Source organism: Pseudomonas sp. 1 R 17, from assembly GCF_900067035.1.
Classification (GTDB): Bacteria; Pseudomonadota; Gammaproteobacteria; order Pseudomonadales; family Pseudomonadaceae; genus Aquipseudomonas; species Aquipseudomonas marginalis.
The window spans coordinates 1-13,349 of the sequence record NZ_FKLB01000020.1 but is presented as its reverse complement, the minus strand read 5'-3'; the positions used below and the strand labels follow the sequence as shown (position 1 = coordinate 13,349).

Genomic DNA, 13,349 nt, shown 5'->3' with positions numbered 1-13,349 from the left:
GACAGGAAATGCTCCTGCGCTTGGACCTATCAAACGCCGTTAAAGAAGGATTTGGCTACTGTCATAATTAACAGGTGGCGACGGGCGGACGGCGCGCAACACGCCCGGTCAGGAACCTTGCAGGATTTGCACTTGACGGCGCAGCGACTCGTTCAAATCCACCGAGCGGGCCCTGATGGAGGCGGACGCGGACTCGTAGACGAAATACAGATCGGGGGCGTAGCCCGCGAAGGGGTGAAGATCCGTACCGGTGAGCGCCCACTGAACCGGCTGTCCATCCGACCAGAACGATCCCACCGGCTTCGTCACGCTGAAGAGGATGATTTCGTTGAGTGACTTCACGTAACGCAGGATCAACGTGAGGGTATCTGTCGGTTTGCGCCAGGCGTACCAGGGGATATTCACAACGAGGGAGTTTTCTATGAACACCGTATCTTCAGGGTATTTTTCGAAATAGGGCGCCTCCAATGGAATGACCGACCCCACAACTTCAGCGCAGGTCTGCTTGGAAACGTAAGGGGTCAAGTCGTCTGCCCGGATCAATTCATAGCTGATCGCCACCCATCCTCCGGCCGCAGCACGGACTTTGCTGTAGGGCACTTCATGATAGGTCGCGGTGCCAGCCCTGGTGATCACTTCGATGCGTCGGTGCACCACCTCACCTCCAAGCGGAGGGTAGGCCTTGAAGGTGATCACATACCAATCTCCCGTCCTGCCGATGTGCCCAGGGGTGTACATGCCAACCCTCAAGTTGGCGCCATTGAGTCTTTCGATATCGATATAGCCCGGCTGATCGTCGGACTGGATGAATGGGCCTTCCCGTTGCGCATTGTCGAGCGCCACCACTACGCGGGTGTACTTGGATCTTGGTGTTGAGGCGTTGCCGACGAGGTCGACTATGTAAAACCCCACCAGCAGGCCATCACTGTCACCGGCTTTAATCATCTGGGCGTGATTAATCACAATAAGGGTCGCCTGGCCGACGCCTGCAACTTTCTGCACGACGTTCAGGCTGCCCCATTGGAAGTGGATGCGATCGCTTGGATGCATATTCGGATAAGGCTGAACGATTACGCTGACGCCTTTGGCTGCCTCGGGCGGATAGACTTCCAGGGCCGAGAGTGTGTATTTGAGCTGCGAGTGACCCGGCTCAAGCTGATCCAGGTCTTCGCCCGCCGGCAGGTCGGTTTTTACCAAGATACTCAGGGGATAGGATGCCTCGTCGTCGTCGCTGCCTCTGTAATTCACCACGTAACCCAGGCGTAGTTCTCCGTCGGGCAGCTTTTCCCGTGGAATGGAAAAAAAGTAACTGTGGTGTTGTTCCTCTCCCGCCCGTACCGGCTTCATCGCCAAGGACGTCATACTTGGCATCATGACGATATTGATGATGTCGCCAGGACTGGCAACCCAACTGTTATCCACTCGGACAGTCAGCCCGGAGACCATCAGCCAGTCGGGAATCCCTCCGTCGTAACCGTCTACATTATGGGTCATACCTGGGATCGACAGACGAGGAAGCTGCCTGGGCTGTCCAGGGGAAGTATTGGCGCTTTCAGTGCTCATGCTCTTTATTCTCCTGAACAAGTCCCTGAAGGTGGAGGCGTAGCGTTGTTAACGGTTTACGTGCCTCAGGTGGTATCAAATACCCTTGGTTTCGCGCTGGCTACTGTCAGAATTCACAGGTGGTGTTGGGGGATCAAACATTCGCGGTGCCGAGCTCGACGTTCAGTTCATCGCACGACCACTGGTCGCCACCTGTTAACTCTGACAGTAGTCAACACCTTGCTGCTGGAGGTCTGATTTCTCTCAAACCCATGCCCAGTGCGCAGGGGAATACCGAGGAAACCAGCATGGCCAAGTATCGCGCTCAACCTCCCAGTCTGATCTCCGACCTGCCCCCGGTGGATATTCCGCTGATGCAACCGCCGATTGCAGGAGATTTGGAGGAGGCCGACGGGGGGATTGGTGTGTCGCATACCCTGAGACCCCTGGTCGTGCATATCGACCGACCAAGCAGTACGCCTGAAGGAACGTTCTTCGAATTGTTCTGGGGCGGCGGTGATCCGGTCGCGTACAACCTGATCCGTGAGGGCGACCAGAACCTGACGCGCATTCCCTTCACCGTGCCCTATGACAGTATTCGCGAGCCGTGGGCAGATCCGGTGTACGTCCGGGTTATTCGCAGCAGCGGAAACGAATCCCGAACCCAGCCTTTGCGTTTGAGGGTCAACCTGCAACATCCGGGCGGACAAGACCCCAATCCCGCCCCCGGAAATCAAGGCCTGGTATTTGAGTTGCCGGATGATGTAAGGCTTGGTGGGGTCAGTGCGGATCGGGCCAGGCAGGGTGTGGAGGTGATCGTCAGGCATTGGCTGAACATGGCCGCCTATGACCTGCTTATCCTGGTCTGGGGCTCGGTGCGAATCGAGCGGTTGATCCTGCCCGCCGAAGTCGGGCGGGATATCACCTGCATGCTCGACGAGGATGCAATCAAGGAAGCCGGGGACAGCGACTTGCTGCCGGTGGCGTTCCAGGTTCGCGGACCGACCGGCAACTACCCCGATCCCTGGGCGCCCTGGTCGAGCACGGCACTGGTTTCGGTGTACCTGGCAACCGACCGCCTGGACGCACCCTGGGTGCAAGTACCCGAGACCGACCGAGAAATCGATCTGGACATACTCGGCACTCGGGACGCACAAATCGGCCTGACCGTCGGCGGGGCCGATGCTCGTGTCTACAGCCATGTTTTTCTGTACTGGAACGGGATAAGTGCCCAGGGCAGTTCGGTTCATTACTTTGAGGATCGGCCACTGTCAGGTGCCAAGGGTTACTTTTTCAATATCGGCAACGCCTTGGTCAGTGCGATCGCCCAAGGCAGCGCAGTGGTGTATTACGAACTGAAAGGCGCTGGCTTGCCCGACAAACGCTCGCATAACCGTTATCTCACGGTGATCGGCGAGATTGTCAGATGGCCGGCACCGACCGTGGACCAGGCCCTGGGAGAGTATCTGGACCCAGGCTTGCCGCTGATTACGATCCGCTTCCCGGCGCAGGCCAGTTGGGCCAGCACAGACAGGGTACAAGTGACCATCCTGGCCAGCGACGCCGGCGGCACCGTCGATTACACGGCAGGACGGCTCGTGGGCCAGGTTGCCCCCGGCAATGATATGACGTTCGATGTGCCGGGCACTGAGCTCAAGCGTTTTGACGGGCGTTTTATCGACGTGTTCTACAGCGTGACACGGGGCAATGAACTGCCTCAGGAATCCCTGCGCCAGCTATATCAGGTGCACCTGCCGAATGAGATGCCTGTTCCCGAATTGATCCAAGCCACAGGCTCAGGTGTTTCGGTGACCCTTGCGCCGATGAGTGCGCAAAACGGTGCAACGCTGAAAGTCAGTTTTTTGCCGATGTACACCACTGACAGCATCAAGGTCACGATGGAAGGGACTGCCGGTGCGGGGTCACCGGTTATTGCGCCGAAGGATGGTTTGACCAGTGGTGTGGTGACGTTTGATATTCCCAAGACGGCGATTGCGGCGAATATCGGCAATACCCACAAAATGTTTACCCTCAAGTACGAGCTCACCCGTGGAGATGTCGTTCGGTCGTCGTCGGTGTTGACGGTGACGGTGACACCGATACCTGCGAGCGAACTGGCGGGAACCGTAATCCAAATCAATGAGGCCAACCCAGCGACGAAGGTGCTGGATCTATCGACCGGAACGGGGAACAGGAGACTGCGGGTCGGCACCTGGCCGTTCATTGCGACCAATTCTCCGGTCTGGATTGAGTTCAAGGGTTTCAAAAGCGGAGGGGCGGCGCACAACCTCAAACATTGGAACGGTGGGGGGGCCTATGTGAATACGACCTGGTTCAACCAAGGGTGGTGGGAAAGTCCAATCAGTTATACGGCCTACTTGAAAGAGTTAGGGGACAACACGCAACTGACACTGCATTTCAAGGCAGCTTTAGTTCCTGGTGTGACGGAGGCCAATGCCATTGTCTTCCCGCAGGTGACCTACACCGTCAAAAGTGCTCCGCCCCCGCTGGTATTTGATACTTCTCCAGCAACGCTGGCTGGCAAGGTGTATGTGATTCGAGGGTACTCACATGCGCTTCCATCCTGGCCTGCCGGAACGACCATGCAACGGCAGGCAACAGGAGGACAGCCGGGTTACTACTATTCATCTTCCAATCCAGCCGCCGCGTTTGTGAACTCCACCACAGGTGTTGTCCAGGTGAGCGGAAGAGGTGTTACGACGATAACGGTCCGAGATCAAAAGCAACAAACTGCAAGCTATACATTGACCGTGACCAACGCTATTGCGGTTATTCCACTTGCTCGAGATTTTCTTGCGGAGGTTCGTAATGCGCTTGCAAGGGAAGGCGCAAGTATGCCGAGCATGGCTCAGTTACGCGAAATTTATAATACTTATGGGGCAAGATGGCCATTGGATAGTGATGCTCACTGGTCTAGTGATAGAGCGTCTGGCGATAACAGCTATTATTGCTTGAGATTTTCCGATGGCAGCCAAAGCACTGTAGACGGTCGCTTCAGAGGGTCTGCCGTTGGAGTAAAGGTATAACGTCTACGAGGTAATACAGTTGAAGGGCGAAGCAGGTTACGTTGAATCAATCTGCTTCACCTTCTCTGAATCCTAAGTACGACATACAGTCAGCAAGCGCACTCAAACAACCTCCAAGTAAGAACTGTGGATCGCCCGCGCCACCCCCCGCACCGTTTCGATGAATTCCGTGAGACGGCTATGCAACCCATCCTCCAGAATCTCATCAATCCCCGTATACCTTAGCCGCGCCTCAAACTCCGCCGCCAGGCGCTGCGCCGTGCGCCCGTAACTGCCGGGCAGGTCCGCAAGGATATGACTCAACTCTTCAATGCACGCATGCAACGAACGCGGCACATCGCTGCGTAGCAACAGCAGCTCCGACACCGACCGTGCATTCAGCGCATTCGGGTACAGCTCCGTATACGCCTCGAACGACGACAGCGCGCGGAGCAGGGCGCTCCACTGGTAATAGCCGCGTGCCGACAAGTCGCTGACTTCTTCCGACTCTTCGCCGAACATCTCGTAGCGTGCGTCCAGCAGGCGCAAGGTGTTGTCGGCGCGCTCGACGAAGGTGCCCAGGCGGATAAACCGATAGGCGTCGTTACGCATGATGGTGCCGGATGTGGCCCCGCGAAACAGGTGCGAACGCTGCTTGACCCAGTCACAGAAGTGGCTGATGCCATGGCGTGCCAGGCCGCCGGCGGCGATGCTGCGCATTTCCAGCCAGGTGGCGTTGAGGTTTTCCCACATGTCGGCGGTGATGCGCCCGCGCACGGCGTGGGCGTTGCCACGGGCGGCGCGCAGGCAGTTGTAGATGCTGGCGGGGTTTTCTTCGTCGAGGGCGAAGAAGTGCAGCATGCGCTCGGCATCCAGGGTTTCATGGCGTTCCAGGTAGCTGTCCAGTGTGCCGCTGCTGAGCAGCGACATGGCCAGTTCGTCCAGGCCATCGCTGCGCCCGGCCTGGGGCATCAACGACAGCGAATAACTGACTTCCAGCATGCGCGCCAGGTTCTCGGCGCGTTCCAGGTAACGGGACATCCAATACAGATCCGCGGCGGTTCTACTCAACATACTCAGCCCTCCACCACCCAGGTGTCCTTGGTTCCACCGCCTTGCGACGAGTTGACGATCAACGAGCCCTCACGCAATGCCACCCGCGTCAGGCCTCCCGGCACCAGGCGGGTTTCCTTGCCCGAGAGCACAAAGGGCCGCAGGTCGATATGCCGGGGCGCGATGCCGTTTTCGACAAAGGTCGGGCAGGTGGACAGGCTCAGGGTCGGTTGGGCGATATACGCATGGGGGCGGGCTTTGATGCGTTGGCGGAAATCTTCGATCTCGGCCGCCGTGGCCGCTGGGCCGACCAGCATGCCGTAGCCGCCGGAGCCCTGGGTTTCCTTGACCACGAGTTCGGCCAGGTTGGCCAGTACGTGGGACAGTTCATCGGGTTTGCGGCACTGGAAGGTCGGCACGTTTTGCAGGATCGGCTCTTCATCCAGGTAAAACTTGATCATCGCCGGCACATAGGGATAGATCGATTTATCGTCGGCCACGCCGGTGCCGATGGCATTGGCCAGCACCACATTGCCGGCGCAGTAGGCCGCGACCAGGCCTGGCACGCCGAGCATGGATTCGGGGTTGAACGCCTGCGGGTCGAGGAATGCATCGTCGATGCGCCGGTAGATCACGTCCACGGCCTTGGGCCCGTCGGTGGTGCGCATGAACACCTTGAGGTCGTGCACGAACAGGTCGGCGCCTTCCACCAGCTCCACGCCCATTTCCCGCGCCAGGAACGCATGTTCGAAGAACGCGCTGTTGAAGCGCCCGGGCGTCAGCACCACGACGTTGGGGTTGTCCAGGCGGCTGGCGCTTTTCAGGGTCTTGAGCAGCAGGTTGGGGTAGTGGTCCACCGGCGCGATACGCTGCTTGGCGAACACTTCGGGGAACAGGCGCATCATCATCTTGCGGTCTTCGAGCATGTAGCTCACGCCGCTGGGGGTGCGCAGGTTGTCTTCGAGGACGTAGTAGGTGCCATCGCCGTCGCGTACCAGGTCCACCCCCGAGATGTGGGAATAAATATCGCGGTGCAGGTCCAGGCCGACCATTGCCTTCTGGTAACCCTCATTGCCCAGCACCTGGTCGGCCGGAATGATCCCGGCCTTGATGATGCGCTGGTCGTGGTAGATGTCGGCGAGGAACATGTTCAGCGCATTGACCCGCTGGATACAGCCGCGTTCGATCACGCTCCATTCGCTGGCGGGGATGCTGCGGGGGATGATGTCGAAGGGGATCAGGCGCTCGGTGTCCTGCTCGTCGCCATAAAGGGTGAAGGTGATTCCCGCGCGATGGAACAGCAAATCGGCTTCGCGGCGACGCTGGGCCAGCAATTCCGGCGGCGTGTTGGCCAGCCAGCGGGAGAAGTCCTGATAGTGCGCACGGCACACGCCGTTTGCGTCATTCATTTCATCGAAGAAAGATCGAGCCATTCCAGTACCTTGTCAGTGCCGAGGGACGCATGGGGTGGCACTGCCGCTTTAAAAAACGCATTTTTTTATGAGCCCGTGGCTGATGGTGCCACCGGGCCTGGTCCTTACTTTCTTATGGGGTCGGCTCTGGGTCGGGGGGTAACGAATGTTCCTGTATTCGGGCAGATGAATGGATAAAGCAATGCGTGTGCCGGAATGGGCATCCCGCGCTGATTTCCCATTGTGGTGAGCGGGCCTTCTGTGGTTACCAGGCTTCTGGGGTGAGTGGGACTGTTGTGGTGAGCTGGACTGCTGGGGGGAGCCGGACCGCTGTGGTGAGCGGGCTTGCCCCGCGTTGGGCTGCGCAGCGGCCCCAAAAAACTTGGGAGCGCTTCGCACTCCAACGCGGGGCAAGCCCGCTCACCACAGTAAGCCCACTCACTACAACAAGCCCGCTCACCACAAAAAAAGCAGGCCATGACAAGGCTGCTCACCATAAGGGAGCGGTTTGCGCACCGCGATGGTGCAACAACAAACTTGAACTTCGCCATAGCCCGATTCTTCTAAGGGGTTTGAGCCCAGCAGGGAGCACGGATGTGCCCAGAATCATTTCACCCGACACCCCGGAAGCGAACCTGGCCGACCACAGCGAGCACAACGCCAAGATCTTTGGCTCGCCCAAGGACCGCCTGGACTTCTACCGTCGCGAAATCCAATACGAAACCACCATCCTCGCCAACCGCACCGATGCCTACCTGACGGCGCAGTCGTTTCTGGTGATTGCCTTTGTCTCCGGCATGGGCAACCTCAACCCCGAGTGGGGCAAGTTGTTCACCCTGGTGGTGCCGGTGTTCCTGACGCTGCTCGGCATACTCAGTTCCCTGAATGCCTGGCCGGGGATCCGCGCCGCGTACGAAATCATCGATCACTGGCACTACAAGCAGAGCGAACTGCTGCGCAGCGAGCCGGTGATGGGCATGGCCTACGATGAGTCGCCGCTGTTTTCCGAAATGGAGTCCTCCCATAAGGGCTATCGCAAGTCGCTGCTGTTCTCCATGCGTGCGCCGTGGCTGTTCATGGTGTTCTGGGTGTTGCTGGGGGCGTACGCGTTTTATATCCAGGTGGATAACCCGGGCTCTTAAGCAGTTGGAACTTCAGCGGCCGGCACGGGACCTTACCTTTACGCAGTCTGCGTTTTTTCCAAAGAGGTGACCCATGAGCACAGACAAAGACCCCCAGACCAGCAACCGTAACGACCCGGCAATCGACGGCGGCGAACCGGCCCCAGGCACGGCGGCCGATGCCCCGAAAGACCCGAAACCCGCCGCCGACCCCAAGGCCAGGGAAAACGACTACAGTCCAGACTTCAAGCCTGAGCGCGAGCCCAAGCCTGAAACCGATGCCGATATCGACACCCAAGGCGGTTAGAGGAGACGGTCATGTCCAAAGAACTGGAAGAAGAGCTCAACGATCCGGGCAATGAAGACCCGGGTTCCCTGATGGATGATGCAGAAGTACCGCTCAATGATCTGGATGACGCGGCGGATGTGGGCAATACCGAGCGTCAGGACTGAGTTTTCGCCTGGGCACGTCGTTCATACCACGCGAGCATCGGCTGGGTACTCAAGCCATGAACGACGATGCTCAAGGCGATCACTGACAACGTCAGGTTCACCGCCACCGCGCTGCTGGTGCCGACAAGGCCATGGTTGAGCGCGTAGAACAGGTAGTAGATGCTGCCGATTCCGCGAATCCCGAACCAGCCCATCAGCCCGCGCTGCTGGCGATCGACCAGGCGACCCCAGGGCATTGCAAACACACTGACCGGTCGAATCACGCAGAACAGCAACGCCGCCAACGGCAATGCCCGCCAATCCCAATGACTGGCCAGCACGATGCCGAGCACCGTGACCAGGAACACTTCCATCGAGCGCTCCACCAGGCTGCCGAACGAGAGCATGTCGCCCATCATTACGCCGGCGGCGATCTGGGTCTCGGCCAACTCGCTCACATCCCCTTGCAGAGCGTGCTCCGGTTCCACCTCAAGATGACCCACCACCGGCAGCGCCAAATGCTCCGAGGGCGTGTGGGAGTTGCCGGTTGACCTGAACTCTGCCTGACGCAGCCCGAGCCCGGCGGCGAATACGGACAGAAAGCCGTAACCCCCCACCGCTTCGGCCACCACGTAGGCCAGGGCGATCAGGGCGAGGGTCAGGTAGTCATTGGGGGAGAGCGTACTATCACTGTTGTTGACGCGTAGCCACAGGGTCGTGCGGCCAATGCCCCGGCCCATCCAGTAGCCGATCAACAGCCCTGCCGGCACCGCCCATAACAGGTTCTTCAACGCCCAACCGCCTAGCCAGTCACCGTCAAAGCCGCCGTGCTGCATGAAGACCAAGGCAAAAATCACAAAGGGAAAGGCCGTGCCATCGTTCAACCCGGCTTCTCCGGACAAACCGAAGCGCAGCGCATCGTAATCCTGTGCATTATTGACCTGCACCAGCCCCGCCAGCACCGGGTCGGTCGGCGCGAGAATGGCACCCACCAGCAGCGACACCCCCCACGACAGTTCAAACACGTAATGCAGCGCCAGGCAGCTGCCGAGGATGGTCAACAGCATGACCGGCCCGGCCATGCCGAACGCGATGCGCCAGGTGCGATGGCCCAGGGGCAGGCGCAGTTTGAGCCCGCTGACGAACAGTGAAAACAGCACCGCGACTTCCGTGAGGTGCTCCATCCAGCGCGCAGACTGCTTGATGTCCAGGTGCAGCAGGTCCACGCCGAGGGGGCCGATGCCCACGCCCAGCAACAGGCACACCGCCGAGGTGGTCACCGGCATCCAGCGCAGGTAAGAGGAGGTGAGGGCAAGGGTCAGCAGCACTGCACCGAGGACGGCCATCCATAGAATAAAAGTCATCGGGAGGGTGTCCAGGGCCGTGGTCTATTCACGTTCGAGGCGTGTCGCTGACTGCAGGTTCAATGTGATTGCGTCGCCTTGAATTCATTGGCGATTGATCAGCAGGCGCTCCAGGTCTTCAGTAGGCAGCGGCCGGCTGAACAGGTAGCCCTGGATCTGATCGCAGCCGGCCTCCTTGAGGAACGCCAATTGCGCCTGGGTTTCCACACCTTCGGCCACCACCCGCAGGTTCAGGCTATGGGCCAACTCGATAATGGTACGGGTGATCGCGGCATCCTGGGGGTTGCTGGTGACCTCGCGGATAAACGCAATGTCGATCTTCAGCGTGTCGATGGGGAAGCGTCGCAGGTAGGCCAGGCTCGAATAGCCGGTGCCGAAGTCGTCAATGGAGATCTTCACGCCCATGGCGTGCAGGCGTTGCAGGCTGGCGATGGTGTGCTGGGTATTCTCCATCAGCGAGCCTTCGGTCAGTTCCACTTCCAGCCAATGGGGTTCGACGCCGGTCTCAGTGAGAATACGCGCGATATCGGCAATCAGGTCGCCCTCGATCAACTGATGGCCGGAGACGTTCACCGACACCTCGACGGCGCCAATCGCGCTGCGCTGCCACGTCGCAATCTGCTGGCACACGCTGCGGATCACCCAGCGCCCTACCTCCACGATCAAACCCAGGCTTTCCAGGACGGGCACGAACACCGCCGGCGATACCGCACCGTAGCCTGGGCGCTCCCAACGCAGCAGTGCCTCCAGGGCGCAGATCTGCCCGTCGGCCAAAGCGACTTTTGGCTGGTAGTGCAGGGTGAACTCATCGTGCTCCACGGCCTGGCGCAGGGCGTTTTCCAGGTCCTGGCGGGCCAGGTCGTGCACGTTCATGCGCGTGCTGTCACCGGCATGTTGGCGCAGTTGCTGCTCAAGCAACTGACTATGGCGCTTGAGTTGATCGCCATGGCTCTTGAGCCGCAGCAGGTTGCGCACCCGCAGCCACAACTCGACCCGTTCCACCGGCTTGCTGATGAACTCTTCGGCACCGGTTTCCAGGCCACTGACCCGTGCACTTGACTCGCTGAGGGCCGACAGCATGATGATCGGAATACTCGCCGTGGCTGCGTCGCCCTTGAGCTGGCTGGCCACTTCGTAGCCGTCCATGCCTGGCATCATGATGTCCAGCAGGATCAGGTCAGGCGGCTGTTTGGCCACCAGTTGCAAGGCTTCTTCGCCGCTGGCCGCCGTGAGGGTCTGGTAGCCCTCGTGTTGCAACAGGGTTTCCAGCAGCTTGCGAACCTGGGGTTCGTCATCAACGATCAACAGCGTTGCGGGTTGGCTGGCCATGGAGAGGACTCATCTGAGGGGTGAGAGGGGGGGGTGGTGCAACAGCGTGTCGATCACCTGGTACAGCTCTTTGTAGCGCAGCGGCTTGCTGATGTAGGCATCGCAACCGGCCAACCGGGTCTTTTCACGGTCTTCCTTCATGGCCATGGCGGTGAGGGCAATCACCGGGATATGGGCAGTGTACGGGTCCTGCTTGAGCAGCGCGGTAGCGGCCAGGCCGTCCATGCCCGGCAATTGGATATCCATCAGGATCAGCGCCGGTTGGGCTTCACGGGCCAGGGTCAGCCCGCTCTCGGCGTCGGCGGCCCACACCACCGTGTGGCCGGCGTTGACCAGCAGCAGCCGGGCCAGGCGCATATTGGCCTCGTTGTCTTCGACGATCAGGATATGGGCCATTCAGCCTCCGTGCCCCGGTGGAGTGGCAGCCACACCACAAACCGAGCGCCCTGACCTTCACGGCTGGCCACCGCGACACTGCCACCGTGCAGGTCGACCAGTTGCTTGACCATCGCCAAGCCCAGGCCAGTGCCTTCGAATTTGCGCGCCAGGCTGCTGTCGATCTGGCTGAAGGCCTTGAACAGCTTGCCCATGTCGTCCTCGGCAATACCGATGCCGGTGTCGCTGACGCTCAATTCGAGGAACTGCTGGTGGGCGCTGGGTTGCAGGGCAAACCCGTGCATCGGCCAATCGCCGGGCACTCGCCCGACCTGTGCGCGGGCCACTTGGCGCACCGCCAGGGTCACGGTACTGCCGTGGGCGCTGAATTTCACCGCATTGGCCAGCAGGTTGTAGATGATCTGCTTGGTCTTGCGCAGGTCCAGGGCCAGTGTGCCGAAGTCGCCCTGGCTTTCGAGCTTCAACTGGATGCGTTGCAGGGCGGCTTTTTCGCGCACGATCAACAGGCTGTTGGACAGCAGGCCCTCCAGCTCCACGGCTTCCAGCTCCAGGTCCATCATCCCGGCTTCGACCTTGGACAGGTCGAGAATGTCGTTGATCAGCGACAACAGGTGCTGGCCGCTGGTGAAGATGTCGCCGATGTATTCGCGCTGGGTCTCACTCATGTCGCCCACCAGCCCGTCCTTCAACGCCTCGGAAAAACCGATCACCGCATTCAATGGTGTGCGCAATTCGTGGGACATGGTGGCGAGGAACTCGGACTTCATATGGCTGGCATGTTCCAGCTCCAGGTTCTTTTCCTCCAGCGCGCGCTCAAAGCCTTTACGCTCGGCTTCTTCGTGTTTGCGTGCGGTGTTGTCGGTGCCGATCAGCAGATAGCCGATGATGGTGTCATGCCGGTTGCGCAGCGCCGTCACCGAGACCATGGCCGACAGGCGGCTGCCGTCCTTGCGAATATAGGTCAGCTCGTAAATATCCTCGATGCCGCGGGACGCCTTGAACACCAGCGCTTCGAAGCCCGGCGTGATCGGCGTGTCCAGCTCCAGGCTGAGGGCGGCGGCGCGGGTGATCAGTTCGGCGGGGTCGGAGATGTCGGCGGGGGTAATGCGGTTGAGGACATCGTCGGCGGCATAGCCGAGCATGCGTTCGGCGCCGACATTGAAGATCTGGATCACGCCCTTTTCATCGGTGGCGATGCTGGAGAAGTAGGCGCTGTTGAAGATTGCGTCTTGCAGGGCACCGGTTTTCAGCAGGTTTTTCTGGCGTTTGAATTCGACGATTTTTTCAGCCCGTGATTGGGCTTCAAGCGGTGGTCCAGTGACGGGTTTGTCCATGGCGGTGTTTTCCAGGCAGGTCAGGCCCGGCCGTGTCGATGACAGGGCCGCAGAGCATGCTCACAGAAAATCGCGTGGACGCGATGAGGAGGAGATGAGGTCCCCGGACAATAGCAGATACCGCCCGCACTACGGTATGGATACACTCAAACGAGTGTACGCCGACACAGGGCGGCGGGCCGCCCTGTTACCGGGCGGCGCGGCTTAGAGCATCACGCTGCTGATGACCTGGGTGCTGTCATCCGGGCATAGGTATCTACACAACTCTTAAAGGCTGACACATAACTCTGTGGTGAGCGGGCTTGTCGAATCGTCGCACCGCCCGCGCTGGGCTGCGAAG

General features: G+C 59.8%; 11 protein-coding genes. 4 read left to right on the top strand and 7 right to left on the bottom strand.

Features of this window, described 5'->3' with window-relative positions; translation table 11 throughout:
• Positions 1–108 precede the first annotated feature (108 nt).
• Entirely contained in the window at positions 109–1,563 is a 1,455-nt protein-coding gene (locus BFP99_RS04555; RefSeq protein ID WP_065946716.1) for a hypothetical protein, read from the bottom strand.
• A 287-nt stretch (positions 1,564–1,850) separates the two neighbouring features.
• Between BFP99_RS04555 and BFP99_RS04550 the strand changes: the two genes are divergently transcribed.
• Positions 1,851–4,589, top strand: coding sequence for a hypothetical protein (locus BFP99_RS04550; RefSeq protein ID WP_141690749.1), 2,739 nt, complete (start codon positions 1,851–1,853; stop codon positions 4,587–4,589).
• 102 nt (positions 4,590–4,691) lie between these two features.
• Here the strand turns inward: BFP99_RS04550 and BFP99_RS04545 are convergent, their stop codons facing one another.
• Positions 4,692–5,642 (bottom strand): alpha-E domain-containing protein, encoded by a 951-nt coding sequence (locus BFP99_RS04545; RefSeq protein ID WP_065946714.1) that lies wholly within the window; start codon positions 5,640–5,642, stop codon positions 4,692–4,694.
• 2 nt (positions 5,643–5,644) lie between these two features.
• Entirely contained in the window at positions 5,645–7,054 is a 1,410-nt protein-coding gene (locus BFP99_RS04540; RefSeq protein WP_027605794.1) for a circularly permuted type 2 ATP-grasp protein, read from the bottom strand.
• 575 nt (positions 7,055–7,629) lie between these two features.
• On the opposite strand from BFP99_RS04540, the gene BFP99_RS04535 reads away from it, so the two are divergent.
• The 3 genes from BFP99_RS04535 to BFP99_RS33525 all read left to right on the top strand — a co-directional run bounded on the left by BFP99_RS04535 (position 7,630) and on the right by BFP99_RS33525 (position 8,607).
• Positions 7,630–8,175 carry a hypothetical protein gene (locus BFP99_RS04535; protein WP_027605795.1) on the top strand — a complete coding sequence of 182 codons (546 nt, stop codon included), beginning with the start codon at positions 7,630–7,632 and terminating at the stop codon, positions 8,173–8,175.
• A gap of 73 nt (positions 8,176–8,248) precedes the next feature.
• Positions 8,249–8,461: a hypothetical protein gene (locus BFP99_RS04530; protein WP_065927576.1), complete on the top strand. Its 213-nt coding sequence runs from the start codon at positions 8,249–8,251 to the stop codon at positions 8,459–8,461.
• A gap of 11 nt (positions 8,462–8,472) precedes the next feature.
• Positions 8,473–8,607 (top strand): hypothetical protein, encoded by a 135-nt coding sequence (locus BFP99_RS33525; protein WP_256097785.1) that lies wholly within the window; start codon positions 8,473–8,475, stop codon positions 8,605–8,607.
• Here BFP99_RS33525 and BFP99_RS04525 read toward each other — a convergent pair.
• The 4 genes from BFP99_RS04525 to BFP99_RS04510 all read right to left on the bottom strand — a co-directional run bounded on the left by BFP99_RS04525 (position 8,598) and on the right by BFP99_RS04510 (position 13,009).
• The gene (locus tag BFP99_RS04525; protein WP_065946713.1) at positions 8,598–9,950 is read right to left on the bottom strand and encodes a cation:proton antiporter; all 1,353 of its coding nucleotides are present in this window, start codon (positions 9,948–9,950) and stop codon (positions 8,598–8,600) included. The two genes, BFP99_RS33525 and BFP99_RS04525, sit on opposite strands and share 10 nt — an antisense overlap.
• Positions 9,951–10,034: 84 nt before the next feature.
• The gene (locus tag BFP99_RS04520) at positions 10,035–11,279 is read right to left on the bottom strand and encodes an EAL domain-containing response regulator (protein ID WP_065927574.1); all 1,245 of its coding nucleotides are present in this window, start codon (positions 11,277–11,279) and stop codon (positions 10,035–10,037) included.
• 9 nt (positions 11,280–11,288) lie between these two features.
• On the bottom strand, positions 11,289–11,675 hold the full coding sequence (locus tag BFP99_RS04515; protein ID WP_065946712.1) for a response regulator: 387 nt from the start codon (positions 11,673–11,675) through the stop codon (positions 11,289–11,291).
• Entirely contained in the window at positions 11,660–13,009 is a 1,350-nt protein-coding gene (locus tag BFP99_RS04510) for a sensor histidine kinase (protein ID WP_065946711.1), read from the bottom strand. Before BFP99_RS04510 ends, BFP99_RS04515 begins: the two co-directional genes overlap by 16 nt.
• Positions 13,010–13,349 lie beyond the last annotated feature (340 nt).